30 protein-coding genes and 1 CRISPR repeat array are annotated in these 24,908 nt (G+C 49.8%); of the genes, 22 read left to right on the top strand and 8 right to left on the bottom strand.

The annotated features are described in order from the left end of the window. Positions 1–122: 122 nt before the first annotated feature. From CAN90_RS04310 to hflX, 19 genes are all read left to right on the top strand, one after another. The gene (locus CAN90_RS04310) at positions 123–443 is read left to right on the top strand and encodes a hypothetical protein (protein ID WP_085832601.1); all 321 of its coding nucleotides are present in this window, start codon (positions 123–125) and stop codon (positions 441–443) included. A 2-nt stretch (positions 444–445) separates the two neighbouring features. Beyond that, entirely contained in the window at positions 446–1,720 is a 1,275-nt protein-coding gene (locus tag CAN90_RS04305) for a PBSX family phage terminase large subunit (RefSeq protein WP_085832600.1), read from the top strand. Next, a complete protein-coding gene (locus CAN90_RS04300; protein WP_085832599.1) occupies positions 1,707–2,870 on the top strand; it encodes a phage portal family protein in 1,164 nt (387 codons plus the stop codon). The genes CAN90_RS04305 and CAN90_RS04300 overlap by 14 nt, the downstream gene beginning before the upstream one ends. After that, positions 2,867–3,844, top strand: coding sequence for a hypothetical protein (locus CAN90_RS04295; protein WP_085832598.1), 978 nt, complete (start codon positions 2,867–2,869; stop codon positions 3,842–3,844). Before CAN90_RS04300 ends, CAN90_RS04295 begins: the two co-directional genes overlap by 4 nt. A 21-nt stretch (positions 3,845–3,865) precedes the next feature. Further along, the gene (locus CAN90_RS04290) at positions 3,866–4,207 is read left to right on the top strand and encodes a hypothetical protein (RefSeq protein ID WP_085832597.1); all 342 of its coding nucleotides are present in this window, start codon (positions 3,866–3,868) and stop codon (positions 4,205–4,207) included. 20 nt (positions 4,208–4,227) lie between these two features. Further along, the gene (locus CAN90_RS04285; protein WP_085832596.1) at positions 4,228–5,238 is read left to right on the top strand and encodes a phage major capsid protein; all 1,011 of its coding nucleotides are present in this window, start codon (positions 4,228–4,230) and stop codon (positions 5,236–5,238) included. Between the two features lie 17 nt (positions 5,239–5,255). Continuing rightward, positions 5,256–5,612 (top strand): hypothetical protein, encoded by a 357-nt coding sequence (locus tag CAN90_RS04280; protein WP_085832595.1) that lies wholly within the window; start codon positions 5,256–5,258, stop codon positions 5,610–5,612. Then, a complete protein-coding gene (locus tag CAN90_RS04275; RefSeq protein WP_085832594.1) occupies positions 5,609–5,965 on the top strand; it encodes a hypothetical protein in 357 nt (118 codons plus the stop codon). Before CAN90_RS04280 ends, CAN90_RS04275 begins: the two co-directional genes overlap by 4 nt. Further along, on the top strand, positions 5,952–6,362 hold the full coding sequence (locus CAN90_RS04270; RefSeq protein WP_085832593.1) for a hypothetical protein: 411 nt from the start codon (positions 5,952–5,954) through the stop codon (positions 6,360–6,362). Before CAN90_RS04275 ends, CAN90_RS04270 begins: the two co-directional genes overlap by 14 nt. 1 nt (position 6,363) lies before the next feature. Beyond that, positions 6,364–6,756: a hypothetical protein gene (locus CAN90_RS04265; protein WP_085832592.1), complete on the top strand. Its 393-nt coding sequence runs from the start codon at positions 6,364–6,366 to the stop codon at positions 6,754–6,756. Beyond that, on the top strand, positions 6,753–6,887 hold the full coding sequence (locus CAN90_RS13870; protein WP_278335034.1) for a hypothetical protein: 135 nt from the start codon (positions 6,753–6,755) through the stop codon (positions 6,885–6,887). Before CAN90_RS04265 ends, CAN90_RS13870 begins: the two co-directional genes overlap by 4 nt. Continuing rightward, positions 6,884–7,408, top strand: a complete 525-nt coding sequence (locus tag CAN90_RS04260) for a LysM peptidoglycan-binding domain-containing protein (RefSeq protein ID WP_085832591.1) — start codon at positions 6,884–6,886, stop codon at positions 7,406–7,408. The genes CAN90_RS13870 and CAN90_RS04260 overlap by 4 nt, the downstream gene beginning before the upstream one ends. Then, entirely contained in the window at positions 7,405–8,325 is a 921-nt protein-coding gene (locus CAN90_RS04255) for a hypothetical protein (protein ID WP_085832590.1), read from the top strand. Before CAN90_RS04260 ends, CAN90_RS04255 begins: the two co-directional genes overlap by 4 nt. Before the next feature lie 16 nt (positions 8,326–8,341). Continuing rightward, entirely contained in the window at positions 8,342–8,689 is a 348-nt protein-coding gene (locus tag CAN90_RS04250) for a phage baseplate assembly protein (RefSeq protein ID WP_085832589.1), read from the top strand. Beyond that, entirely contained in the window at positions 8,689–9,048 is a 360-nt protein-coding gene (locus CAN90_RS04245; protein WP_085832588.1) for a GPW/gp25 family protein, read from the top strand. The genes CAN90_RS04250 and CAN90_RS04245 overlap by 1 nt, the downstream gene beginning before the upstream one ends. Before the next feature lies 1 nt (position 9,049). Next, positions 9,050–10,123, top strand: coding sequence for a baseplate J/gp47 family protein (locus tag CAN90_RS04240; RefSeq protein WP_085832587.1), 1,074 nt, complete (start codon positions 9,050–9,052; stop codon positions 10,121–10,123). Continuing rightward, positions 10,124–10,690, top strand: a complete 567-nt coding sequence (locus CAN90_RS04235; protein WP_187138295.1) for a hypothetical protein — start codon at positions 10,124–10,126, stop codon at positions 10,688–10,690. A 25-nt stretch (positions 10,691–10,715) separates the two neighbouring features. Beyond that, positions 10,716–11,189 (top strand): hypothetical protein, encoded by a 474-nt coding sequence (locus tag CAN90_RS04230; protein ID WP_085832586.1) that lies wholly within the window; start codon positions 10,716–10,718, stop codon positions 11,187–11,189. 92 nt (positions 11,190–11,281) lie between these two features. After that, complete coding sequence (hflX, locus tag CAN90_RS04225; RefSeq protein WP_085832585.1) at positions 11,282–12,544, top strand: GTPase HflX; 1,263 nt, start codon at positions 11,282–11,284, stop codon at positions 12,542–12,544. Positions 12,545–12,616: 72 nt separating this feature from the next. Here the strand turns inward: hflX and ruvX are convergent, their stop codons facing one another. The 7 genes from ruvX to CAN90_RS04190 all read right to left on the bottom strand — a co-directional run bounded on the left by ruvX (position 12,617) and on the right by CAN90_RS04190 (position 18,643). After that, on the bottom strand, positions 12,617–13,039 hold the full coding sequence (ruvX, locus tag CAN90_RS04220) for a Holliday junction resolvase RuvX (RefSeq protein ID WP_085832584.1): 423 nt from the start codon (positions 13,037–13,039) through the stop codon (positions 12,617–12,619). 100 nt (positions 13,040–13,139) lie between these two features. Beyond that, on the bottom strand, positions 13,140–13,796 hold the full coding sequence (locus CAN90_RS04215; RefSeq protein WP_085832583.1) for a histidine phosphatase family protein: 657 nt from the start codon (positions 13,794–13,796) through the stop codon (positions 13,140–13,142). A 22-nt stretch (positions 13,797–13,818) separates the two neighbouring features. After that, entirely contained in the window at positions 13,819–14,730 is a 912-nt protein-coding gene (locus CAN90_RS04210) for a dihydroorotate dehydrogenase (RefSeq protein WP_085832582.1), read from the bottom strand. A gap of 3 nt (positions 14,731–14,733) precedes the next feature. Then, a complete protein-coding gene (locus tag CAN90_RS04205) occupies positions 14,734–15,504 on the bottom strand; it encodes a dihydroorotate dehydrogenase electron transfer subunit (RefSeq protein ID WP_085832581.1) in 771 nt (256 codons plus the stop codon). 5 nt (positions 15,505–15,509) lie between these two features. Then, positions 15,510–16,439 carry an orotidine-5'-phosphate decarboxylase gene (gene pyrF, locus CAN90_RS04200; RefSeq protein WP_085832580.1) on the bottom strand — a complete coding sequence of 310 codons (930 nt, stop codon included), beginning with the start codon at positions 16,437–16,439 and terminating at the stop codon, positions 15,510–15,512. 120 nt (positions 16,440–16,559) lie between these two features. Continuing rightward, positions 16,560–17,837, bottom strand: coding sequence for a dihydroorotase (locus CAN90_RS04195; RefSeq protein ID WP_085832579.1), 1,278 nt, complete (start codon positions 17,835–17,837; stop codon positions 16,560–16,562). A 188-nt stretch (positions 17,838–18,025) separates the two neighbouring features. Further along, positions 18,026–18,643, bottom strand: a complete 618-nt coding sequence (locus CAN90_RS04190) for a YdcF family protein (RefSeq protein WP_242953569.1) — start codon at positions 18,641–18,643, stop codon at positions 18,026–18,028. A 472-nt stretch (positions 18,644–19,115) separates the two neighbouring features. Between CAN90_RS04190 and serC the strand changes: the two genes are divergently transcribed. From serC to CAN90_RS04175, 3 genes are all read left to right on the top strand, one after another. Then, entirely contained in the window at positions 19,116–20,201 is a 1,086-nt protein-coding gene (gene serC / locus CAN90_RS04185; protein WP_085832577.1) for a 3-phosphoserine/phosphohydroxythreonine transaminase, read from the top strand. A gap of 121 nt (positions 20,202–20,322) precedes the next feature. After that, the gene (locus CAN90_RS04180; protein WP_085832824.1) at positions 20,323–21,486 is read left to right on the top strand and encodes a 3-phosphoglycerate dehydrogenase family protein; all 1,164 of its coding nucleotides are present in this window, start codon (positions 20,323–20,325) and stop codon (positions 21,484–21,486) included. Between the two features lie 186 nt (positions 21,487–21,672). Then, entirely contained in the window at positions 21,673–22,692 is a 1,020-nt protein-coding gene (locus CAN90_RS04175; protein WP_085832576.1) for a homoserine dehydrogenase, read from the top strand. A 173-nt stretch (positions 22,693–22,865) separates the two neighbouring features. Beyond that, a CRISPR array of direct repeats spans positions 22,866–24,380; the repeat unit is 33 nt; unit sequence GTCGCCCCTCGCGAGAGGGGCGTGGATTGAAAT. Between the two features lie 39 nt (positions 24,381–24,419). Here the strand turns inward: CAN90_RS04175 and CAN90_RS04170 are convergent. Further along, the gene (locus tag CAN90_RS04170; protein ID WP_085832575.1) at positions 24,420–24,785 is read right to left on the bottom strand and encodes a hypothetical protein; all 366 of its coding nucleotides are present in this window, start codon (positions 24,783–24,785) and stop codon (positions 24,420–24,422) included. Positions 24,786–24,908: the final 123 nt, after the last annotated feature.

Raw genomic sequence — 24,908 nt, 5'->3', positions numbered from 1 at the left:
ATTTTGGTAGAGAAAGTAAAAGATTGTGGGAAAAGACGCAACAAAGTAAAAAGCACTCTATAAATTCTTGATAAAAAAACGTTTTACCGAAAAAGTGAAAATAAAGAGAGAAAGGAGTTTACATGACACAAACCGATAAATCGAAACGAAAGATTATGCGCGGGTACGACAAGCTGGCGTTTGGTGGTATTTCAGATGCGGTGTGGCTGATGTGCTGCGATGACCCTAATGGAATGGAAATACGTAAATTGGATTTATTTAATGTTGCAGAGATTAAGCGCCCAAAGGGCGGGGGAATGGAGATTAAGTTTTTTGACCGCATAAAGGCGATGCAGTGCCTTGAGCAGATTAGTGAAGAAAGCAAACAAGGGGCCGGTGATTTTTACCGTGCGTTAGAGCAAAGTGTAAGCTGCTTTCAGACGGATTCTATTGAGGGGGAATAAGCTTGGCATTTCATCCGTTTTCAAAAAAACAGCTTCAGGCATTGAGCTGGTGGTGCAAGGGTAGCCCTTATGAGCAGTACAGTGCTGTTATTTGTGACGGAGCGGTAAGAAGCGGGAAAACAATGTGCCTTGGTATCTCTTTTATTTCATGGTCGCTTTCCCGTTTTCATGGACAAGCCTTTGCCCTTTGCGGAAAAACCATTCGTTCGCTGCGCCGGAATTTAGTCGTGCCTTTGATGCCGGTGCTACGGGAAAACGGTTTTGAATGTACGATGCAACTCTCTGAAAACATGCTGACGATTGCAGCTTGCGGAAGAGAAAATCGTTACTATTTATTTGGTGGTAAGGATGAGTCTTCCGGTGCACTCATACAAGGGATGACACTGGCGGGGGTGTTGTTTGATGAGGTGGCTTTGATGCCCCGCTCATTTGTAGAGCAGGCACTGGCTCGCTGCTCGGTTGAGGGTTCAACTTTTTGGTTCAACTGTAATCCGGAGAACCCACAGCATTGGTTTTACCGCGAATGGATTGTAAATGCACCGCAAAAAAGAGCCTTGTATCTTCATTTTCAAATGGAGGATAATCCGTCCCTCTCAAAAGCAATGCTAGAGCGTTACCGCGGGCTGTATTCCGGAACTTTTTTTCGGCGCTTTGTGTTGGGAGAATGGGTGGCGGCAGAGGGGCTTGTGTACCCTTTTATGACACAGGAGCAATTTTGCCCCGTGCCTAGCGGTGTGTTTGAGCGGTATATCATCTCTTGTGATTACGGCACAGTCAACCCCTCCTCCTTTGGGTTATGGGGGGAACAGAACGGCTGTTGGTATCGGCTGGCAGAGTATTACTACGATTCCCGCCGGGAGGGTTTTCAGCGAACGGATGAGGAGCATTATACCGGTTTGTGTAAGCTTGCAGGAGCACGAAGAATCGAATGTGTTGTAGCCGACCCTTCTGCGGCAAGCTTTATGGCGGTGATTCGCCGGCACGGGAGCTACCCAGTGGTACCGGCAAAAAACGATGTAGTAGACGGAATACGTCAGGTTGCGGCTGCATTAAAGGAGGGGCAGATTCGCATTTGCGATACCTGCCCAGATGCTATGCGGGAATTTTCACTGTACCGTTGGAGCTCCGATCACACTAAGGATACCCCAATCAAGGAAAACGACCATGCCATGGACGACATTCGATATTTTACCGCAACGATATTACAGCAAGACGCGGCAGGCTGCTATGCGGTAGCTGCACCGCGCCGGACAGGAGAATACGATGGGTTGGTTTAAAACAAAAAAGAGCGCGGATTCCGTTCCCGCCGCACAAACGGCTTTGCGTTCCGAGTGGCAGTCGGGCTGGAGCTGGAACCGGTGTACACCGCTTTCCGGTGGGGAACAGCGCTTGTACGGCACACTACGGGAGTCGGTTCCGTTGATATCGGCTGCACTGGAGAAAACAGTAAGGCTCATTGGTACCTTTTATGTGGATTGCCCAGATTCTTCTGCTCAACGTGCATTGAATGCCTTTTTAAAGCATGTTCCGGTAGGTATGGCGCAAAACGGTATTCAGGCATTTTTAAGTACTTATTTGGATCAAATGCTTACTTATGGTACTGCTGTGGGTGAAATTTTATTGAGGACAGATGCTTCTAACATTGCGGGGCTTTACAATGCAAAGCTGGATCACTTGGAGCTTCAGCGTGGAGAAAATCCTCTGGAGGTGAGCCTTTGTGTTCGTGGGCAGTCCGGTGAGTTGGTACCGGTAAGAAACCCCGATTTGCTGCTGTTTTCTGCACTAAACCCTCAGCCGGGCGAAGTACATGGAGTATCGATTTTAAGGGGTCTGCCGTTTATGGGAGAAATTCTCATGAAAATTTACCACACCATCGGTGTGAACTGGGATCGAGTGGGAAATGCCCGTTTTGCAGTTACCTATAAACCCTCCGGAGAGGGGGATCGCGCTTTCGGAGCGGAGCGTGCCCGGCAGATTGCGGAGCAATGGAGCCGGGCCATGCAGCCGGGAGCTGGGGTAAGCGATTTTGTTGCTGTTGGTGATGTAAGTATTCGCGTAATTGGCGCGGATAACCAGATTTTGGACAGCCAGATTCCAGTTCGCCAGCTTTTGGAGCAGATTGTTGCGAAGCTTGGTGTGCCGCCGTTTTTGCTTGGGCTTTCGTGGTCGTCTACGGAGCGAATGTCCTCCCAGCAGTCGGATCTTCTCACGAGCGAATTGGAGAGCTACCGGCGTCTATTGGAGCCGGTAATCGAGAAAATATGCCGCTTATGGCTTGCGATGAATGGGTATTCGGAGCAAATGGAAATTGTTTGGGAAGACATTAGCTTGCAGGATACGGTTGACCTGGCGGGCGCAAGGCTGAAAGACGCACAGGCTGCAAAGCTGGAGTGGGATGTGCAAAAAGAGAGAGAGGGAAAAGCGTGAGAGAGGGATATGTTTTAAAAAGTGCCGAGGCGGCGATTTCTGAACAAGAGTTAGAGTGTATAAGCCGCTATACAAGGCGAGAGTTCTCCCCTGAAGAGCTGTATGTATTTTCGGTTGTGCTATGCGATAACGAGGTTGACCGTGATTTTGAACGGTTTACCATCTCCGCCTTAGAGCGGCTGGGTAAGCTTTTTCTTGGGAAAACCGGATTGTTTGACCATAGCATGAAAAGCGGCGACCAAACCGCACGCATTTTTTCTACGCACATAGAGACGGATGCGCAGAAAAAGACACAGGCGGGGGAAGCGTACACACGACTGGTGGCAAGGGCATATTTACCCAAATCCAAGAAGAATAGCGATTTGATTCTGGAGCTGGAGTCGGGAATAAAAAAAGAGGTAAGCGTTGGCTGTGCCGTTGGGAAAGCTCGCTGCTCCATTTGTGGAGCTGACCGTAAAAGTCAAACTTGTACACACGTTAAGGGACACAGCTATGATAATAGCATTTGTTGTACGGTATTAGATGAACCGACAGACGCTTATGAATGGTCGTTTGTTGCGGTGCCGGCACAGCGGCAAGCCGGAGTAATCAAAGGCTTTTTACCAGAAAGAGAGGGTGAATTGGGGATGGAACATATTCAGAAAGCGTTACAATCCGGGCAAGGTGTTACACTTACGTCGGAACAGGCAGGTGTGCTCTCCAAACACATAGTAGAGCTAAAAGCGCTTGCAGAAAGCGGCAGGCAGTACCGTGAGAGTGTAAGTAAAAGTATTGTAAGGCTTTGTGCGCTCAATCAATCAGGAATTCCCTGTGACGTAATGAGCCGTGCAGTAAAAAATTTGGAGCTAGATGACCTGATTTTGCTCGAGAAGTCTCTCAAGCAAAAGGCCACCGATGCAATGCCCATGCGCCCGCAGCTGATGAGGGAAGCTGTGGCTGAGGAAGCAGGTAGGAACGATGTATTCCGAATTTAACGACAAAGGGGAGGATTCAAAATGAAAGTAGAACTAAATGGATTTGGAGAAAAGATGGTTACCTTTGAGGCGGCACAAGGAACTGTAGCCGGTATGCCGGTGATGATGAGCGTTAACGGAAAGGTTGCCCCCTGTGCGGCGGGCAAGCTATTTTGCGGCATTGCAGGAAATGTTCGCGGCGAATTTGCCGCTGTTCAGCTAGCTGGCTATGTGAAAGTGCCCTACTCCGGTACGGCGCCCGCAGTGGGTTACCAAGCGTTTAGCGGAGATGGGGCTGGAAAAGTGAAAGTGGATTCTACCGGAAGATCGCTTTTGGTAGTGGATGTAGATACCGCGACAGCCGTATGCGGAATTATTCTGTAAGCAGAAAGGGAGAAGATAAAATGGCTTTTTACGATACTCTAAAATTAGAAAAAGGAATGTACGGTACAGGTAAAACGTTTACCCAAAACTTGGAGGAGCTCGACCCCTCTACTCATTATGAGGGAACTCCCTTTGCCGGGCTGGACGCTTACCAGCGTCAGCTAAAGCGCTTTGATATTCGTGTGGGAGGAGCCGGCTCTGATACGGTTGAAAAGTTCTTCCAAACCAGTGACAGCGCGGCTTTGTTCCCCGAATATGTATCTCGTGCGGTTCGCCAAGGGATGGAGCGGGCAGACCTGCTGCCGTCCATCGTTGCGACGGTCACTAAAATCAATTCGATGGATTACCGCACAATTACATCGGACCCATTACCGCGTGAAAAAGAACTTTTGCCGGTCGCCGAGGGTGCACAAATCCCTCAAACAGTAGTGAAAACACAGGAGAATCTTGTGCGCCTGCACAAGCGCGGCCGCATGTTGGTTGCTTCCTATGAAGCACTGCGTTTTCAAAAGCTGGATTTGTTTACCGTCACTCTGCGGCAAATTGGTGCCTATATTGCCCGTGCTCAATTAGAGGACGCTGTCGATGTTCTGCTTGATGGGGACGGTAATGCAAACCCTGCACCGGTCACGCAGGTAAGTGGTGCGTTGGCATATAAAAATGTGATTGGTTTGTGGAGTGCGTTGCAGCCCTATGAGCTAAATACCATTTTGGCATCGACCCCAGCAGTGGAAGATATTTTGAACTTAAAGGAGTTTCAGGATTCCAAAGCGGGGTTGGATTTTCAGGGTACCGGTAAGCTGGCCACCCCACTGGGTGCAAAGCTTCTGCATGTACCGTCACTTTCCGGTAACCGCATGATTGGTATTGATAAAAACTGCGCCTTGGAGATGGTACAGGCCGGTGAAGTGCTAACAGATTCGGACAAACTGATAGACCGCCAGCTAGAGCGTGCTTCGATTAGTGTGATTGCCGGGTTTGCGAAAATATTTGCTGGCGCAAGTAGAGCTGTGAGCTATACCGGAGAATAAGAAAGGAGGGAAAGCCGATGAATTTGCCAGCAATACAAGAACGTTTTCTTTGCCTTTCGGGGCTTTCCCCGCAAGAGGCGCAGGTGTGGCTTGGGCTATGTGAGGAGGCCATGCAGGAGCTGAGCGCACAGGTGCTTAGGGAGGAAGAAAGTGCGGGGGCTTTGCTGAATGCAGCTGCTGGTGCACTGGCTTTTTACCGCTATACGGTGGCGCAAAGCAGTGGGGTAGAAAGTGAAGTTTCAGCAGGTGAGGTACGTGTAACCAAAAGCCTTGCTGGAATGGAGGCAGCTCGCAGGCTGTGGCAGGAGGCTCGGCGGGCGGTCTCCCCTTACCTCTGCGATACTGAATTTTATTTTAAGCAGGTGCAGTCATGAGGCGGTCTGTCTTTCTTCGCCGAATGCTCCGGCAGTATGGTAGTAATGTAACGGTGACCGCAGATAATGCTGAGACACAAACAGTGCATGCGCTCATTCAGGCGATGAATTACAAAAACAAGGTTACCCCGAAGGATGTTTGGATGCCGGAGGGGTACTTTGATAATTCTCATTTTTCTTACATTGGTCCACCGGAATGCCGGTTAGACCAAATGAGCGGAGTGGTTTTAAGCTGCTCCGAAAAAAGCTACCAGGTCATTCGTGCACAATGCTTTGAGGTGGGAAACCAAATTTTATATCTATGGGCGGTTTTAAAGGAATTGCCGGGGGAGGAAACAGATGGCGGATTTTGATTTGTTGGAACAGGAGCTGCTTCACCAGTTAACGGAAAAGGAGACCCTTCGAGATATTCGTTTTTCAAGGGCATGGGAAACGCGGAAGGGGAGAACAGAGGGGGTAAGCGCTTATCTTAAAATTCTGCCGGTACGTTTTGTTCCCGCTTCACTGGATGAATCTCTGCGCCGTGCTGAGCTTACGGTGAGCCTTTGGATTTCTGCTTCACGGGAAATGGGTGCCAATGCGTGTGTGGACGCATTCTCACGCATTAGCGATGCACTGCTGTTTGGGGATAATGGGTTGTGTTTGCAGACCATTTCATGCGGTAAGGTGGAATATTCGGATACAACAGAAGCATTTCGGATGAATGCGGAGGTAGGTATGACCGCTTATTGTAAGGAAAGCAGGGGCTAACATGGAGCTGTTATTACCCAAGCGCCAAAGTGTTTCGATTGAGCTGAATGGGAATAAAATAGCGGCTGCAAACTCGGTGAAATGCGTGTGTGTGAAAGAACGCAAGCCGATATACGCTTTTGGTGAGGGTGAGCCGGTCGCCTTTCTGGAGCGTGAGCCCTCTTATCGGCTAGAGCTTTCGCAGCTTAGCGTTCCAAACGGTAGCACAAATCGGTCGTCCCTATGGGAGTTAACCGATTTTAGGCTGGTTACTGTGCAGGATGGCATACGAACTGTGTACAACGGGTGTGAGTGGCTGGAGCTTACCGAGCAGGCAGAAGCTGGGGATGGCTTCTTAGCGGAGCATGCAATCATCACTGCCCGAAAAAGACGAAGAGAGGAAGATGCGGTATGAATCAGAATTTGAGCGCGGCAGTTGATACTACCGCAGTGCAGGAAAGAGAAGAAGCGGAGCGCATCAGCCGCGCGTTGGAGCGCGATTACCGCCGTTACCCGCACCCAATTTTGGAGGGTGAGCAGGTATGAAGTTGCAACCAATGAAATATGGGGAGTATGTTTGGCCGCATAACCCCGAAAAGCTAACGGTAACTTGCCGCAGAGCGGTAAAAGAGCTTCATGCACCATTTGCCGGGAGCATTTTGCAGGATTATGGGGTACAAAAGCGTGTGGTAGAGGGCGAGGGTGAGTTTTACGGTGCAAACTGTATCGCGCAGTTTCAAAAGCTATATACCCAGCTCGAGAAAACCGAGCGTTCTGTGCTTACCCTGCCAAATGTTCCTCCATTTTACGCTCGGTTTCTATCACTTGAAATGATTGGAAACCCGGAACCGGATTTGGTAAGGTACCGCTTTGTGTTTTGGGAAGACGGCATTGCCGAGGCGGAAGAAAATCTTCTCTCCGGACAGCTCTATAAATGTGCAGAGGGCGATGATTTGTGGAGGATTGCCACTGCATACTCGGTGACAGTTGACCAGATTCTGGAGAAAAATCCTCAAATTCGCTGGCCAAACTACCTGCAAGAAGGGGAAAGGCTGGTGATTCCGTGACGTTTGAGGGAATTACTGCAACAGGTAAAGTGTATTCACTCGGTAATCCGCTTTCCGTTCATATAACCAAGGGAGCGGGTGCTCCGGCAGACGAGTTGGTTGGGGAGTTTTCATGGAGTAACCTGCCGCCCTTGTATCGTCTTCGTGTTTTGGATGGAGAAAAAATCATCTTTTATGGCCTGCTGGATGTACAGCAGGAGCGGCATTCCACCAAAGGGGATTTTGTAGGGGTGGAGGTGCGCAGTATGGCCGCATTGCTACTCGATAATGAAGCGGTGCCGCAAATGTATTACTCCCCTCCGTTCTCCACGGTGTTTTCACGCCATGCCGCCCCCTATGGGTTTACACAGTACCAAGTTCCCTATGGAGCTGTGAAAATCGGTGATTTCACAGTCACAAAAGGAATGAGTGAATGGCAGGTACTTGAAAGTTTTTGTCGTCGGGCTTGGAATGCAGTTCCCACAATGCAGGACGGCGATGTATTTACCATAGGAAAGATTGAGGAAGAAGCCCCTATTGTTTTTGGCGATTTGGGGCTGGGGCAAGGCTGCCTTTCACGAACAAGAACGCGTCGTGAGCATGAGAGAATCAGTGAGGTTCTCACCCGTAACCCTCAAAATGGTAGGTTTACGGTTTCTTATAAAGAGGAACAGGCCCTGCGCGATGGTATTCGGCGGCGCCGCTGTATGGGGACATCTCAAACAGCAGACGGGAGACACGTGCTTGATAATGCAAGGCGAAAGTCACTGGAATACACTTGGGTATTACCGGGGTGGCTGAATATACAGCCGGGGAGAAATGCAGAGATAAACGACCGTTATTTTGGGCACGTGGAGAGCCTAACGGTGTGGAGCGTGAAGTATTCATTGGATGCCGCGGGAATGGTTTGCAGCGTTACCTTGCGGCAGTCGGGCTGAGTAAGGAGGGAATAGCATGTGGCTTACCGAAAAAATGGTGGAATCCCAAACGACGGGCGAGGTGTTTTCTGGTAAAGTGACAGGAGGGCAAAATGCTCAAGTGGCAGTACAGGGAGAAAGTGAGTACCGTGAGCTTGCTCTTGCTGCACCTTGGGGGATTGCCTATCTTCCACCAGCGGGTGCCAAGGCGGTTATCCTTGGTAGCGGGCAGCAATCCGTTTGTGCCGGTACCATTGTGGAAAGCAGCGAGCTGGAGCCCGGTGAACTGCTATTGTATTCTGCCGGGGGAGCACGTATCTGCCTGAAAAACAGTGGGGACGTTATTATAAATGGGCAGATCTTTGCCAAAGTGGAGGAATCGTAATGGATACAAAGCTAGAACAGGGAGATTTTGAGGTTGGTGAGAATGGTCTGCCCCGTTCGGTCAGCGGGAAGGAAGAGCTGTTGCAAAGAGCAACCATTCGCCTTACCGTGCCGCGGGGAAGCTTTTCTTATGACCCGGCTCTCGGTAGTAAATTGCACACGCTGGTATTGTCAGGTCCCGACTTGAACGCCAGAGCGCGTGAATTAGTGGAAGAGGCTCTTGCACCTCTACCGGGGATTTCGGTGGAGCAGGTTCTGTGTACGCCGCTTGGTGCACGCCGCGCACGGCTGACAATCGAGCTTTCTACCTCCTTTGGTATAGGAACAATTACAATGGAACTAACGGGCGAGGAGGGGTAGAATGGAGAGCTACGATTCCGTATTAAAAAGAATGCAGATCAGCTTTGAGGGGTTAGCGGGGTTTTCGGCAGACGATGCTTCTGATTTAGGAATTCGAATCAAGGTAATAGCAGGTGAGGTTTATTCCCTGCTATGCGGAATAGAGTGGCTAAAAAAGCAGATATTCCCCCAAACGGCACAGGGGGAGTATCTAGAGATGCACGCCGCTCAGCGCGGAATCACCCGTAAAAGCGCGGTGTCGTCATCTGGCACGCTGGTTTTCGGTCGCACAAGTACATTGCCGTACGATGTTTTGATTCCAGAAGGAACGGTATGCTCTGTCTCTGGCGAAAGTGGTCTCCGTTTTGAAACAACCAAAGCAGTGACACTTACGGCGGGTTCCCGCACAGTACAAGCGCCAGCCGTTTCACAGCAGGGTGGCAGAGCCACAAATACAGCAGCGAATACGGTAACGCTGTTGTTGACCCCACCGGCGGGCATAGAAAGCGTTCAAAACGCAAATGCTTTTACCGGTGGAACCAATGAAGAAAGTGACGATGAGCTTCGCAAGCGCCTGCAAAAAAGTTATGAGGTATTGCCGAATGGAACAAATGCGGAATTTTACCGCAGCTTTGTGGTGCAGTATGACGGGATACAATCTGCCAATGTTGTACCCCGAGCGCAGGGCGCAGGTACGGTTGCCATTTATGCTGCCGGTCGGGGAGCCGCGCCCTCCACAGAGCTTCTTACTTATATACAGGCAGAGCTGAATCACTTGCGTGAAATAAATGTAAACGTGACAGTTTTGCCGGCGCAATTAGCAGCGTTTCCGATCTCGTTATACATTGACCCCGCACCGGGCTGTACACTTGCGGCCGCAACTGCGCAGGCAATACAAGAAATCGAAGCTTATTTTGAACAGCTTTCGGTTGGAGAATCGGTCATACTAGCTCAAATCGGTAAGAGGTTAATGGATACTGGACTGATTCGAAATTACCGTTTTGACGAAACCTTAACCAAGGACAAAAAGATGGAGATTTCACAGCTCGCTGTGCCGGACCCCGTTTATGTTCAGCAAATGGGGAGCGTGGTATAAATGAGGGCAATGGATTCGCTGAAACATAAATTACAGCCGCTGCGGCTTTACCGGTTTGACGGCAACAGTCGTGTGGAAGCGGAGCTTGCCGCTGCGGCAGCAGGGCTCGATTTAGCATATCAGGCTCTGGAGGAGCTAACGCAGGAAGCGTTTGTTCCAACCGCACAGAGTATAGGGCTTGCGATGCGAGAGCTTTCTTTTGGTTCAGAACGAGCCGATTTGCCGATGGGGCTCCGGCGCAGCATGCTTTTGTACCGTGGGGCGGTAACCGTAAATGACAATACTAAGCAAAGTCTCGAGCAGGCTTTGCTTAGTATCGGTATTCGTGCGGAGCTTTTTGAGGTGCCGGAAGAACAAAAGCTGTATGTGCTTTGCCGTGAAGTGCTTGACCAATCGGTTACGCGGTACCGATTAAAGCAGGCGGCCTTGCAGCTTCTGCCTGCGCATTTAGAGATTCTATTTGATTTTGGAAAAGTTACTTGGTCTTATCTAAATAATACAGAAAAATCATTTCAGGAGTTAGAAAATCCCGGTTATACCTGGGCGCAGATTCGAGAACTGGAATAATGGAAGGAACTGGAGGGGAAACAGGGTGCCATCTACGAATAAAACGCCCAAGCTGGGGCTAAATAGCTGGGTAGAGAGCGATAAACCAAGGCGCGAAGATTTTGTGCAGGATAATACAATTTTAGACACAATCCTTAGCGAGCATTTTGCGGATGTAGTGCAGCATTTAACCACCGTAGACCGCCAAAAGCTAAATGAAGGCGTGGTGGTGGGTAGCCGAACGGGTACCGGTACGGAGGAAGCTTCCATCTCACTCGATTTTGAGCCAAAGCTTTTCCTGCTTTTTGCAAAGGATAAGGCGATCACGGAGTCGAATTTCTCCAGCAGTTATACGGTGGTGAACTCTGGCGTAGCCACGCAGTGGGGCAGTACCGCCGGGCTTGCAATGAGCGGGAAAAAGGTTACCGTAAAGCAGAGTAAAAACGCACCGGAAGCGGGCGGTGCTCAGATGAATCTGAACAAGCTGTACGGGCAGTATATTTATATAGCGGTACGTTAAAGGCAATTGACGAACTGTAATTTTTATACTATGATAAGGTACAAATTGTTCCCGGATGTGGTCTAAGTTCCGGGTTGTGGATAGGAGTTTTTATGGAACTGTTTGAAAATGAGATTCACCCGGAGCGGGCGCTTTTGGTGGCGGTAGATACTGGCGATTATGATGTACAGGCTTCAATGGCGGAGCTGTACGAGCTAACGCGGAGCGCAGGTGCAGACCCGGTTGGCTCCATGGTGCAAAAGCGCCCATCGCCGGATAAGGCTACCTGCGTTGGCTCCGGTATGGCAGATGATATTGCCGAACACTGTAAGCACAATGAAATGGATTTGCTTATTTTTGACAGTGAGCTTTCGCCTACTCAAATCCGCAACCTGGAAGCGCTAACAAATGTGCGAGTGATTGACCGCACCATGTTAATTTTAGATATATTTGCGGCTCGGGCAAAATCGAAGGAGGGTAAGCTTCAGGTTGAGCTTGCACAGCTTCGCTATTTGCTGCCACGGCTGAGCGGCAAGGGCATTGCGATGTCTCGCTTAGGCGGCGGTATTGGTACGCGCGGCCCTGGTGAAACCAAGCTGGAGACAGACCGCCGGCACATTCGGCGTAAGATTGAGAATCTAAAGGAACAGCTCGATGAGGTGGAGAAGCATCGCGAGCAGATTAACCGCCGCCGCCAAAAGGATGGCGTTATTACGGTTGCACTGGTCGGCTACACCAATGCTGGTAAAAGCACGCTCATGAATTACCTAACGCAGGCGGGCGTTTTGGCAAAGGATCAATTGTTTGCAACGCTTGACCCCACCGCCCGTGCTTTAAAGTTGCCAAGTGGTGTGACCGTAATGCTGATAGATACCGTTGGTTTTGTTCGCAGACTGCCCCACCACTTAATTAACGCGTTCCGTTCTACACTGGAACAAGCAGCGTTGGCGGATTTAATTTTGAATGTATGTGATGCATCAAGCCCAGAAGCGCAAACACACCTTGAGGTAACTCGAACTCTATTATCTGATTTGGGGTGCAAGGACCGCCCCATGATTCCGGTACTGAATAAATGTGATTTAGTTCCCGAGCTTGGCACAGTTCCCATGATTGGGAATGCGGTTCGTATTAGTGCTTTTACCGGAGCGGGAATTGACCAACTGCTTGATACTATTGAGCGGAATCTGCCGGTTCGCACGGTACTGGTTGAGGCATTACTTCCTTTCTCAGAAAGTGGATTAGCTGCTCGCGTTCGCAAGGATGGCGTTTTGCAGGAAGAAGAATACACGGAAAATGGGCTGAAAATTATAGCAAGGGTAGGGCCGGAGCTATTGCAGCAGCTTACCCCTTATTTGGTGGAACCAGACCTTTCGTAAAATACATGGCAAAAAGAAAGACATCCAAAAGAACGAAGTTCCTTTGGATGTCTTTCTTTTTGTTTAAACGATTTATTTGGCTTGGTTTTTGCGAAGCATTAAATAATTTTCTAATATAATGGTTGCGGCTACGGCGTCCACCACCGCTTTGCGGCGTTTGCCGCGCGTGTCGGTTGCGTTAAGGTAATTGTGTGCCGTAATTGTGGTGCCTCGCTCGTCACAGAATGCAACCGGAATGCCGCTTTCCTGCTCAAGCTTTGCACCAATTGCTCGGGCATTCTGCGCGCTTTCGCCTTCGCTGCCGTCCATATTGCGGGGCAGGCCAATCACCAAGAGCTTTGCTCCGTTTTGCTTTGCGGCTTCTATAATGGCGAGGCACAGCCGTTCTTGGCTGTGCTCCTGCACCACTGTGAGCGGGCTGGCCAATCGTTCGCCTTCGTCGCATATAGCCAGGCCAGTGCGTGCCTTGCCTAAATCTACTGCTAATATTTTCATGGCATGCCCTCCGTTTCTTAATATGCTAAAACGTACAGATTTATCGACTCATTGGGAGAGTGCTACGCAATGAATCGGTAACAAAATCGCTGATGGGTAGTTACTTTTTGCGCGTCCAATCACGCGGGTTAATCACGGAGGCTTCTCCCTGTAAATGAGATGAATCGTTCTTTAGAACAATGGTGGAACGTAGTGCGTCATCATAGTCGATAATGCTTACGGCGGTATTATCGCTCCAGTCCATGTCGTTCAGTTGTTCAATCGGCCAGCCCTGTGCACGGCAAAGGAAGTTACGGATGGCACAGCCGTGGCTGGTGACCGCAATGGTTTTGCCCGGGTTTTCTTTTACTAGCTCTATCACAGTGTTCCAGATACGGTCGTAAATTTCTCGCATGCTTTCGCCCTCTTTGGGGGAGAACTCGTAAGGTGTTTTCCACCAGATTTTCTCCATGTCCGGGAATTTCTCTGGCAGCTCCATCCATGGTACCCCTTCCCATTCTCCGCCGTTTAGCTCAATTAAGCCCGGATTCTGTAAAATAGGCAGGTTGTGGTACTGGTTTACGGCTTCCGCAGTTTGGTACGCGCGTACCAACGGACTGGAATACAGTACATCAATGGGTGTGTTGCGCAGGCGCAGAGCCAGCAGTTCAAGCTGGCGACGGCCGTTTTCGGTGATAGGAGCATCCGTGTGCCCCTGAAAAATCTGTTTTACGTTTCCTTCCGCCTCACAATGGCGGATTAAGATTACTCTGGTCATTCGCTGCTCCTTTTCATTGTCGTTACCAGGGCTTTACACCACCGGTAAGTTCGGTAACGGAAGAAATTCCGTTTTGCTCCATATATTCGTTCAGCCCCTTTAAAATATGCAGGGGCGCTTTGGGGTCGCTAAAAAATACCGTGCCGATTTGCAGGGCACTCGCGCCAGCCAACAGCATTTCAACGGCGTCCTGCCAGCTGGTGATGCCGCCCATACCCACCACGGGAATTTGAACGCGCGAGGCAGCCTGCCAAACCATGCGTACCGCTACCGGAAACACTGCCGGGCCGGAAAGCCCGCCTGTATTGTTGTGCAGAATGGGGCGGCGGCTTTTAATATCGATCCGCATTCCGGTTAAGGTGTTAATGAGGGAAATGGCATCTGCACCGGCGCTTTCCGCAGCGGCCGCGATGTCACCAATATCCGCCACATTGGGGGAAAGCTTCACCATTAGCGGCTTTCTGCAATAACGCCGCACCTGCGCTGTGATTTCTTCTACGCCCGCGCAAGAGGTGCCAAAGTGCACGCCACCCTCTTTTACGTTCGGACACGAGATATTCAGCTCAATCATGTCTACGGCGGAGTCGGAGAGTCTCTCTGCCATTTCGCAGTATTCGGCGGGTGTATTACCGGCTATATTTGCAATAATGCGTGTGCCCTGTTGGGAAAGCCAAGGCAAATCCTTCTCGAGGAAAGCCTGAACTCCCGGGTTTTGCAGCCCTACGGCATTGAGCATCCCGCTGGGGGTTTCTGCAATACGAGCCGGTGGGTTACCTGCTCGCTCTTTGAGCGTGATTCCCTTGCAGGAAATACCGCCAAGGGTAGAGAGTGGAAAAAACTCTTGGTATTCATGGCCGAAGCCAAACGTGCCAGAGGCCGCAATCAGCGGGTTTTCAAATGTAACTCCGGCAATGGTCACCTTTAAATCTGCCATGCGTTATTCCTCCCACACGATGCTCCGGCTGTCGAACACCGGGCCGTCCTTACACACGTGGCCATACATCTCTTTGCCGTCCCGCTTAATCTTACAGGCACAGCCAAGACAGGCACCCACGCCGCAAGCCATCCGCTCTTCCAAAGAGAATTGTGCAGGTATCTTTTTCTCCTGCACCAGCTCGTTCAATGCTTTTAGCATCGGCTTTGGCCCACAAGCAAAGAGAACATCGGTTTCCTCTGCATATTGGCGGGCGCAGTCTGCTACCGTTCCGTGAAAGCCCATGCTGCCGTCGTCGGTTGCAATGAATACCCGGCAGCCCGCCAAAGCAAAGTCGCGTGCTAAAATCACGCTGTCTTTATTTCGAAAGCCGAGAATCACGGTTGCGTTGCTGCCAAACTCCTTTGCCGCTGCAAGCAGAGGGGGTACGCCGATGCCGCCACCCACAAATAAAGCGCTGCGGTTGGTATCGCCAAGCGTAAAACCGGTGCCAAGAGGGGCGAGAAGGTCTATAAAATCGCCAAGGTGCTTCTGGCCAAGCAGCTCCGTACCTTCACCGCGTTCTTGGAAAACAAGGCGCAGGGTTCCGTTCTCTGCATCAATGTCGCAAATAGAGATGGGGCGGCGCAGGGTTTTACCCGGAACAAGCACGTGAACAAACTGCCCGGGCTTTGCCGCGCGGGCAAAATCCTCGGCATCCACAATCCAGTCGTGAACACCGGGTACGGGCTGTTTTTTATAGATAATTTCACATTGCATGGTATCGTATTTCATAGGTATTAACCAATCCTCCCTATCCGCTCTGTAATGGCGTCGCGCATGCGAATCGCTTCACGAGCGGCAGCTTTTGCAAAGTCCTGCTCGGGTGCATTTTCTTTTTGCCAAGCGCACAGAATACTGCGCGATGCGTTTATCACTGCGCCAAGACCGGAGGCATCAAACGCGGGGGCAACATCGTCTGCACCGCCACCCTGTGCGCCGTAGCCCGGCACAAGAAAGAAGGTGTGGGGGAACTCAATACGCAGCTCACGCAGCTGATCGGGGTAGGTTGCACCAACCACTGCGCCTACGCCGGAGTATACATAGGCGCCGGGCAGCAGTTCGCCCCATTGCTCACACATTGCACCCATCTGGTAATAAACCGGCTTGCCATTCTTCAGCAGCTGGTCCTGCAATTCCCCAGAGGAGGGATTCGAGGTTTTGACCAATACGAATATGCCTTTGTCCTCTTGCTTGCAAATGCCCAAAAGGGGCTTAATTCCATCAGAGCCAAGGTATGCGTTTACCGTAAGCGCATCGCCGGCAAAGGGGGTGAGCATTTCGCCATCTACCTCTGTTTTACCAAGGTGCGCGTCTGCGTAGGCCTGCATGGTGGTGCCAATGTCGTTGCGCTTTCCGTCGGTAATTACAAACAGGCCACGCTCACGAGCGTATTCCATGGTTTGAGCCAGTGCGCGCATTCCCTGCCAGCCCAGTGCTTCATAGTAGGCACATTGGGGCTTAATCGCAGGCACAATCGGCGCCAGCTCATCAATGAGGGCGCAGTTAAAGCGCAGCACGGCATCGGCTGCGCCCTCCAAAGTTTTGCCGTATTTTGCATAGGATTCTTCTCGAATAAAATGAGGGATATACTCCAGCTTGGGGTCTAATCCCGCAACGGTGGGATTCTGCTTTTGAATAATCTTTTCAATCAGCGTGTCCAGTGACATAAGGCTCCTCCTCCAATGTAATAAGCGGTTTATATTGGCTCGGCATTCGTTCTCTAGCCTTTCAACGAATCGCCGTTCAAAACGGAAAGACTTTGGGGTGTTTCGTTTACTGCTTGAGGGTTAAGCCTCCTGATACACCACTTTGCCACGGCAAATGGTATATTTTACCTTGCCCGAAAGCTCCATTCCCGCAAAGGGCGTGTTGCGGCTTTTTCCGTGCAGAGTGTTGGGGTCTACTGTAAAGCGTTCAGTCTCGTTAAATAGGACGATATCTGCTGGTGCGCCTTGCTGTAAAATGCCGCCGGGGATTCCAAGAATCCTTGCCGGTATTACGGACATTTTTTCAATCAGCTGTGAAAGCGTAAGGCGGTCTGTTTGAACCAAGTAGGTGATTCCTACGGCAAGAGAGGTCTCCATACCAATCGAACCGTTGGGTGCAGTGAGAAAGTCCGCTTTCTCCTGCGGAGTATGCGGTGCGTGGTCGGTTGCAATGGCATCGATGGTACCGTCGCACAGTGCCTTACGAATCGCATGCAAATCTTGTTCCGTGCGCAGCGGAGGATTCATGCGGAAATCGCCGCTTCGGGTTAGCAGTGCTTCTTCCGTGAGTGAGAAGTAATGCGGGGCAGTTTCTGCCGTTACCTGTACGCCGCGTTTTTTTGCGTCTCGTATCATCGCGGCGGCAACCGCCGTGCTTACATGGCAAATATGGATGGGTACTCCGTAGGATTCCGCCAAAGCAATGTCACGCGCCGTACCGCATTCCTCGGCGGCGGCGGGGATACCCGGCACACCAAGCTGGCGGCTGATATTCCCCTCGTTCATCAACCCTCCGGCAGCAAGGAATAAATCTTCGCAGTGAGAAACCACTCGCATGCCAAGTAGTGCTGCCTGCTTCATTCCCTCGGCCATCAGGCGCGTGTCGGTTACCGGGCGACCATCATCCGAAATAGCGGTAACTCCTGCCGCTTTGAGTGCCGGCAAATCTGTGAGAGCTTCACTTCTCAGCCCCGTGGTGATAGCCGCTGTTACATAAACGCGTGCGTCAGCTTGTTCTGCACGGGAGAGGATGTCTTTCGCGACCTCAGGCGTGTCGGTTACCGGGTTGGTGTTCGGCATGGCCAAAAGGCTTGTAACGCCGCCTGCGGCAGCCGCGCGGCACCCGCTGAGAATGTCCTCTTTCTGTGTAAAGCCTGGGTCACGCAGGTGAACGTGCATATCCACCAGTCCCGGTGCGGCAACCAACCCTTGCGCCTCAATAATGCTGGCGTTTGGTTCCGTAAGGTTATCGCCAATTTTAGCGATAATACCATCCTGCACCAAAAGGTCGCCGATTTGGTCGATACCGTTTGCAGGGCTTAAAATCCGGGCACCCCGGATGAGAAGCTGTTCCGCCATACTCCGCCTCCTTGTGATTTTTATTTCCCACTGATGTAAATACGGTTATTCAGTTCTTGCCCCACCAATGGCGGGGCAAGAAGCTTGTCTCTATTTCCTTATTATACATGATTTGGAGGAACCCGTAAACCACGCAAGTGTTCTGAAAAAGCGACTGAATTACGAAAACTTCTTTGCCATTGTGCCAACTATTTTTCGCCTAGTACCAATGTTGCCGTTAGTGCGAGCAGCTCCCGTGTATACATAGCTGAAAGAATGATTCGGGGGCTTTTGGCGCTTACCGCATAGGGAGTGAGGCCTTTTTGCTCCGCCAGCCAAGAGGCGCGAAGCTGGTGGTATTCGTCGGTAACAATGGCAACATGGGGAGAAAGACCGTGTTCTTTTAGTAGCTCTGCGGAATAGCGCAGGTTTTCTTCCGTAGATTTGGAGCGGCTCTCTAATAAAATGCGTTCGGCAGAGATACCCTGTTCCATCAGCTTTTCCCGTATTACAACGGCTTCACTGCGGTTCTCTCCCTTTCCTTTACCACCGCTTGCAATGCAAATGGCTTGGGGATTTTCTTTGAGGTATTTCTCAGCCGCGCCAATTCTCGCCCATAAATCAAGGCTTGGCTCATCTCCGCGAACTTGGCTGCCAAGCACAATTGCCGTGGTGTTGCTTGGGGGATTACGGTTCGCGGCAGTATACATTTGTGCAGTTAAAATGCCCGCCCATAAAAACCCGGAAACAAGCAGCACGGTAAGAATTCGTGTACCGGTACGATATGTTTTTAAGTGCCCTGTAATTTCGGCCTTGTGCTTTAGCAATGGTGAAAGTAATCCCCATAATAAAAAGAAGATACAAAGAGCAGTTCCTAGAATATTCCCAATGTTCCAAATGCCAACACTTACAGGCCAAAGGAACCAAAGAAGCCCGATAGCAGGAAAGAGCAATATAAGCCTTTTTATAATAATCTCTCCTTTTCACAGGTGGTTTTACAAGGTAGCTCAATAGTATGCGAAAACGCTCAATGAATTCTGCAATAAAAAATCCTGCATATTTCTCTAGAGGAATAGCAAATTCTATAATATGATTTAAAGTATACCAAACAAAGCAAAAAATGAAAAGTTTAGCAGGTATAGAAGAAATAATTAACGGGTACTTGTGCCAGAAAAAGCCTTAATTTTACTGTAAAATACGGGCAATATGGCATCTGATTTTAGTTTGAAACAATTGACTTGATTTTTGGAAAGGTCTATAATAAAAAGACTATTATATAAACCAATTGGAGGTTCATTTATGAAACGCGTTTATAACTTTTCTGCGGGTCCTTCCGTCCTGCCGGAAGCGGTTTTGCGCCGTGCGGCAGATGAAATGTTAGATTATCAGGGCAGCGGCCAGTCTGTTATGGAGATGTCCCATCGATCTAAAATCTTTGAAGGAATTATCGAGTCCGCGGAAAGTAATCTTCGCGAGCTGATGAACATTCCCGAGAACTATAAAGTTTTGTTTTTGCAGGGCGGCGGCTGGTCGCAGTTTGCAATGGTTCCCCTTAACCTGATGGTTAACAGCGGTAAGGCAGATTTTGTGGTTACCGGTCAATGGGCCGCAAAGGCACAGGAAGAGGCATCCCGCTATGGTGAGGCACACATTGTGGCTTCTTCCAAAGACAAAACCTACAGCTATATTCCGAAGCTTGACCCCAAAACCTTTACGCCGGATGCAGACTATTTTTACATTTGCATGAACAATACCATTTATGGTACTCGCTATACCGAGCTGCCGGATACCGGTAACGTACCCCTGGTTGCAGATATTTCTTCCTGCATCCTCAGTGAGCCGATCGATGTTTCAAAATTTGGCCTGCTGTTAGCTGGCGCACAAAAGAATGTTGCCCCTGCTGGCCTTACGATGGTAATTGTTCGGGAAGATTTGATTGGTCATGCCAAGGAGTTTACTCCCACCATGTTCAATTATAAGATTCATGCGGATAATGACTCTTTGTTTAACACACCGCCTTGCTACTCGATTTATGTTTGCGGCTTGGTGCTGGAGTGGATTAAGAGTGAGTTCGGTTCTTTGGAGGGCATGAAAGCTCATAATGAGAAGAAAGCTGGCATTTTGTATGGCTTCCTTGACCAATCCAAAATGTTCCGCGGTACAGTAGTCAAAGAGGATCGCTCTTTGATGAATGTTCCCTTTGTAACCGGAGACGACGAGTTGGATAAGAAATTTGTAAAGGAAGCAGAGGCAGCAGGCTTTGTAAACCTGAAAGGCCACCGTTCCGTTGGCGGCATGCGTGCTTCCATTTACAATGCGATGCCCATTGAGGGCGTAGAAAAGCTTGTGGAGTTCATGGCGGAATTTGAGAAAAACAATGCCTGAACCCTTTCTTGTTCCTGAAAAACGGTAATTGTATGCCTCCTCTTCCTTTGGGAGGGGAGGCAATTAACACCGGTAAGCAGGGATGAAATTAATATGAAGAAAGAACAGAGGGTTAATGAAAATGTATCGTGTAAAAACTTTAAATAATATTGCAGAAGAGGGGCTTTCCCGCCTTGGGCAAAACTATGAGTACGGTAGCAACGTAGAAAACCCGCAGGGTATTCTGGTTCGCTCCGCCGCTATGCACGACATGGAGCTGCCTGAGGAGCTGCTGGCTGTTGCCAGAGCGGGTGCAGGCGTGAACAATATTCCGGTAGACAAATGCAGCGAAAAAGGAATCGTGGTGTTTAATACCCCCGGTGCGAATGCCAACGCCGTAAAAGAGATGGCGATTGCAGCACTGTTTCTTACCTCTCGTAAAATTGCCGCTGCATTGGAGTGGACAAAAACGCTCAAGGGCAAAGGCAGTGAAGTGAATAAGCTGGTAGAAAAGGGAAAGAGCCAGTTTGCCGGCCCCGAAATTAAGGGCAAGAGCCTTGGAGTAATTGGCCTTGGTGCAATCGGCATATTGGTGGCTAACGCCGCTCGAAGCCTCGGAATGGAAGTATATGGCTATGACCCTTACCTTTCCGTTGATGCAGCTTGGGGGCTTTCCCGCTGGGTACACCACGCCAGAACTCTGGATGAAATTTTTGCAAATTGCGACTACCTGACAGTTCACGTTCCGCTTACACCAGACACCAAGGGCCTCGTCAATGCAGAATCCATTGCGAAAATGAAGGACGATGTTCGCATTCTGAACTTCGCACGCGGTGAACTGGTGGATACAGCATCCGTGCTGGAAGGACTAAAGTCTGGCAAAGTTGCCGCTTATGCCACCGATTTTCCGACTGATGAGCTGATTGGTGTAGAAAATGTTTTGGCAATCCCCCACTTGGGCGCTTCTACTCCCGAGTCGGAAGACAACTGCGCTCGTATGGCGGTGGATGAGCTCAAAGACTTCCTTGAGAACGGCAACATCCGCAATTCGGTAAACATGCCCTCCATTTCAATGCCTCGTGCTCATGCGGTTCGCATTTGCGTGTTCCACCGCAATGTGCGTAACACCATCAGCCGTTTCTCCGGCGTGATGGCGAACGCAGGCATTAATATTGAAGATATGCAGAGCAAATCGAGAGGCGATTATGCTTATACGATTTTGGATGTAACCGGCGACGTGGACGATGCCGCACTGGAGCCAATGAGACAAATGGAAGAAATCATTCGCTTGCGCGTGATTCGTTAATCCATATATGTAAAAGCACAAACTGCTTCGTAATAAGCATGTAGAGTGCAAAGCTGTAAAGATTGAAACTGCTTTTTTGGTGGCCGCTGGAACCCAGTGACAAGACAAAACCGAAAAAGCAGTTTTTTCTATAATAAAGAATAGGCATTTTAACTAATTTATATAAACAGAGAGTGTGAAAAAACGATGAGAATTGGGTTAATAGGATACGGCGGTGTTGGCAAGGCCTTTATTCAGCTGCTCGTGGAGAAAGCAGCTGTGTTACAGGAACAGGGTCTTTTTTTTGACGTGGTATACATCATGGGCTCAAAGCGGGGGCTTTACAACCCGAATGGGTTGGATTGTACCCGCTTGCTGGCGGATTCAAACGATGGCAAAAGCATAGAAATCGATGATACGGAAGAGAACCGGAATATCACACCAGAGCTTCTGCTGCAAAATAAGGACATCGATTTACTGGTGGAGCTGACAAGCACGAATAAAGAAACCGGAGAACCAGCGAAAAGCTACATTTTAAAAGCGCTGCAAAATAAAATCCATGTGGTAACGGGGAATAAAGGCCCCATTGTACATGGCTACCGGGAGTTGAGTCAGGCCGCGCGAGAGAACGGTGTAAAGCTCGGCATCGGCTGTACCTGCGGCGGGGCGCTTCCCTCTGTAAATGGAGGAACCATTGATATGGCGGGGTCTACGGTTTACTCCATTGAGGGTGTGCTAAACGGCACGACTAACTATATTTTAAATGAGATGGAAGAAACCGGCTGTACCTATGAAACTGCCTTGGAAAAGGCAAAGGCCTGCGGAATAGCAGAGGCAAACCCAAGCTTCGATGTAGACGGCTGGGACACCGCCTTTAAGCTGCTAATTCTGACGAATGTGGTGATGAATGAAAATAAAACACTCGCCGATATTAAAATGCAGGGGATTGCGAACCTCACCCCAAAAGACATTCAAATAGCGATGGCAGAGGGAAAACGGTACAAGCTGATTGGCCGGGCGAAGCGAGAGGGGGAGGAGCTTCAATTGGTGGTGGCACCCGAAAAGTTAAGCGAAGAACATCCCTTCTACCGTGTAGACGGCAAAAATAAAGCGGTTAAATATGAGTCGGATACGCTGGGAGACCTTACGCTAATTGGTGGGGCCTCGGGCACTACGGCCGCCGCCGCTTCCATTCTGAGGGACATTGTGTCTATATACAGCCGTTAAGGGTGTACTTCTTGTGCGAACCTTAAGCGACCATAAAAAGTCTGGGGGATTCGCACACATAATTTGCATTGATTATGCAAGTGAAAGCTTGTAAATTACACACCGTTGCAATATAATTGGATATAATAGCTAAGCAAAATTCTTAGGAACAACTTAGGATTGTTTGTTTTGCAGTCGCCCCTCGCGAGAGGGGCGTGGATTGAAATCGTTGTCAGAAGCCGAGAGCATAAAGAGTTACTACGTCGCCCCTCGCGAGAGGGGCGTGGATTGAAATCTAGCTTGTCCGCAACGTTTTGTTGTGTCATTTCAGTCGCCCCTCGCGAGAGGGGCGTGGATTGAAATGCAATCGAGGGAAAGCAACAGAGCACCTCGAATGTCGCCCCTCGCGAGAGGGGCGTGGATTGAAATCTGGTGTCTTGGCTGCATGCAATGGGTTCATCACGGTCGCCCCTCGCGAGAGGGGCGTGGATTGAAATCGCTTTACACTGCATAGCCTTTGCTTTAATTTGTGGGTCGCCCCTCGCGAGAGGGGCGTGGATTGAAATCAGTTTTTTCTACATGCAGTTTATTACTTGCTATAGTCGCCCCTCGCGAGAGGGGCGTGGATTGAAATTAATTTAGCAGATTTAGGCAATTATCTCTGGAACAGTCGCCCCTCGCGAGAGGGGCGTGGATTGAAATATGGGCGTAATGATTTTTGCGCCGCTGTATTTAGTCGCCCCTCGCGAGAGGGGCGTGGATTGAAATAAGCAATGCAGAAATCCATCAATAAGGGAGCGGTGTCGCCCCTCGCGAGAGGGGCGTGGATTGAAATACACCGTCAATGACATGGTCGGTATCGTATTTGCAGTCGCCCCTCGCGAGAGGGGCGTGGATTGAAATGTCTTTAACAATTGATACAGCAGATGGAGTGTTGCGTCGCCCCTCGCGAGAGGGGCGTGGATTGAAATAATGTTTGTGCCGCTGCGCTGGTCTCCAAGTATGTCGCCCCTCGCGAGAGGGGCGTGGATTGAAATAAAAAGTTATCCAAGTAAACAACAAATACCAATAGTCGCCCCTCGCGAGAGGGGCGTGGATTGAAATATTTCAAACTCTGCGTTGCCAAACGAGCTTAGTTTAGTCGCCCCTCGCGAGAGGGGCGTGGATTGAAATTGTTTCCACCGGCGTGACCGCAAACTATACTCTGTCGCCCCTCGCGAGAGGGGCGTGGATTGAAATCGCTTTTGAGAGTATCTGTTGCTTTTTTAGCATCGGTCGCCCCTCGCGAGAGGGGCGTGGATTGAAATAAAAAATAATATCTCTGTTTGATGCAGATAGCAGGTCGCCCCTCGCGAGAGGGGCGTGGATTGAAATACAACGAGGTAGATGGCTCTAAAAAATACGCGGAAGTCGCCCCTCGCGAGAGGGGCGTGGATTGAAATGATTTGGGACGAGCTGGACGCACAAGCACTTACGTCGCCCCTCGCGAGAGGGGCGTGGATTGAAATTGAACCGGAACACTTGAAATATCTTCAATTGGCAGTCGCCCCTCATGCGAGGGGCGTGGATTGAAATTTGGGATGGTGTACTAGTAATGGAGGTAGAGCGTCGTCGCCCCTCGCGAGAGGGGCGTGGATTGAAATTGTTTCCACCGGCGTGACCGCAAACTATACTCTGTCGCCCCTCGCGAGAGGGGCGTGGGTTCCAATCAAGAAAGGCTGTCGCAAATTGCGGCAGCCTTTTTATAATCAATAACTTAATCGTAAGAACTTAAGTAGGGATGTTGCTGCTAGAATAAAAGAAAAAACCGCAGAGAATGCAGTACCTGCAATATCCCAATCAAACTTTGGCAATGGCTCTTGCCGTATTTCGCGTATGGGCTCAATTTCCTTTTCTCGCCGCTCACGCAGCCTTTGAGCGATGCTATACACAAGGCCGCACATGGTTAAGAAAAAAGCAATGGCAAACAAAAGGTGAAACCAGTGTGCAGCAAGCTCCTGTGGGAAAATATAATCCTTTATAATACCAAGCAGCACCACGGAATACCCAAGTACTTTTAGAAAAAGATTGGATTCTTTTTGTTCTTCCGGTGCGTCAATTTGTTTTTCTTGCAAAGTGTCATCTCCTTTTCTCCAAGTATAATGGAGTAGAAAAAAGCCTATTACTTAAGGAAAGAGAAAAGATTTATATTGATTAATATTTCTCCAGGGATAAGTGGTTAACATTACTTTGCGTTA

The organism is Clostridium merdae (assembly GCF_900176635.1).
Classification (GTDB): Bacteria; Bacillota; Clostridia; order Oscillospirales; family Acutalibacteraceae; genus Faecalispora; species Faecalispora merdae.
This window is presented reverse-complemented; position numbering and strand designations above follow the sequence as displayed.

What these genes read in the sequence shown, in the direction of transcription:
- CAN90_RS04285 (WP_085832596.1), top strand. Translation starts at nt 4,228, where the DNA reads ATGGCTTTTTACGATACTCTAAAATTAGAAAAAGGAATGTACGGTACA.
- ruvX (WP_085832584.1), bottom strand. Translation starts at nt 13,039, where the DNA reads ATGAAAATATTAGCAGTAGATTTAGGCAAGGCACGCACTGGCCTGGCT.
- CAN90_RS04270 (WP_085832593.1), top strand. Translation starts at nt 5,952, where the DNA reads ATGGCGGATTTTGATTTGTTGGAACAGGAGCTGCTTCACCAGTTAACG.
- CAN90_RS04205 (WP_085832581.1), bottom strand. Translation starts at nt 15,504, where the DNA reads ATGAAATACGATACCATGCAATGTGAAATTATCTATAAAAAACAGCCC.
- CAN90_RS04235 (WP_187138295.1), top strand. Translation starts at nt 10,124, where the DNA reads ATGAGGGCAATGGATTCGCTGAAACATAAATTACAGCCGCTGCGGCTT.
- CAN90_RS04265 (WP_085832592.1), top strand. Translation starts at nt 6,364, where the DNA reads ATGGAGCTGTTATTACCCAAGCGCCAAAGTGTTTCGATTGAGCTGAAT.
- CAN90_RS04175 (WP_085832576.1), top strand. Translation starts at nt 21,673, where the DNA reads ATGAGAATTGGGTTAATAGGATACGGCGGTGTTGGCAAGGCCTTTATT.
- pyrF (WP_085832580.1), bottom strand. Translation starts at nt 16,439, where the DNA reads ATGTCACTGGACACGCTGATTGAAAAGATTATTCAAAAGCAGAATCCC.
- hflX (WP_085832585.1), top strand. Translation starts at nt 11,282, where the DNA reads ATGGAACTGTTTGAAAATGAGATTCACCCGGAGCGGGCGCTTTTGGTG.
- CAN90_RS04240 (WP_085832587.1), top strand. Translation starts at nt 9,050, where the DNA reads ATGGAGAGCTACGATTCCGTATTAAAAAGAATGCAGATCAGCTTTGAG.
- CAN90_RS04210 (WP_085832582.1), bottom strand. Translation starts at nt 14,730, where the DNA reads ATGGCAGATTTAAAGGTGACCATTGCCGGAGTTACATTTGAAAACCCG.
- CAN90_RS04215 (WP_085832583.1), bottom strand. Translation starts at nt 13,796, where the DNA reads ATGACCAGAGTAATCTTAATCCGCCATTGTGAGGCGGAAGGAAACGTA.
- CAN90_RS04280 (WP_085832595.1), top strand. Translation starts at nt 5,256, where the DNA reads ATGAATTTGCCAGCAATACAAGAACGTTTTCTTTGCCTTTCGGGGCTT.
- CAN90_RS04275 (WP_085832594.1), top strand. Translation starts at nt 5,609, where the DNA reads ATGAGGCGGTCTGTCTTTCTTCGCCGAATGCTCCGGCAGTATGGTAGT.
- CAN90_RS13870 (WP_278335034.1), top strand. Translation starts at nt 6,753, where the DNA reads ATGAATCAGAATTTGAGCGCGGCAGTTGATACTACCGCAGTGCAGGAA.
- CAN90_RS04180 (WP_085832824.1), top strand. Translation starts at nt 20,323, where the DNA reads ATGTATCGTGTAAAAACTTTAAATAATATTGCAGAAGAGGGGCTTTCC.
- CAN90_RS04250 (WP_085832589.1), top strand. Translation starts at nt 8,342, where the DNA reads ATGTGGCTTACCGAAAAAATGGTGGAATCCCAAACGACGGGCGAGGTG.
- CAN90_RS04195 (WP_085832579.1), bottom strand. Translation starts at nt 17,837, where the DNA reads ATGGCGGAACAGCTTCTCATCCGGGGTGCCCGGATTTTAAGCCCTGCA.
- CAN90_RS04245 (WP_085832588.1), top strand. Translation starts at nt 8,689, where the DNA reads ATGGATACAAAGCTAGAACAGGGAGATTTTGAGGTTGGTGAGAATGGT.
- serC (WP_085832577.1), top strand. Translation starts at nt 19,116, where the DNA reads ATGAAACGCGTTTATAACTTTTCTGCGGGTCCTTCCGTCCTGCCGGAA.
- CAN90_RS04290 (WP_085832597.1), top strand. Translation starts at nt 3,866, where the DNA reads ATGAAAGTAGAACTAAATGGATTTGGAGAAAAGATGGTTACCTTTGAG.
- CAN90_RS04260 (WP_085832591.1), top strand. Translation starts at nt 6,884, where the DNA reads ATGAAGTTGCAACCAATGAAATATGGGGAGTATGTTTGGCCGCATAAC.
- CAN90_RS04310 (WP_085832601.1), top strand. Translation starts at nt 123, where the DNA reads ATGACACAAACCGATAAATCGAAACGAAAGATTATGCGCGGGTACGAC.
- CAN90_RS04300 (WP_085832599.1), top strand. Translation starts at nt 1,707, where the DNA reads ATGGGTTGGTTTAAAACAAAAAAGAGCGCGGATTCCGTTCCCGCCGCA.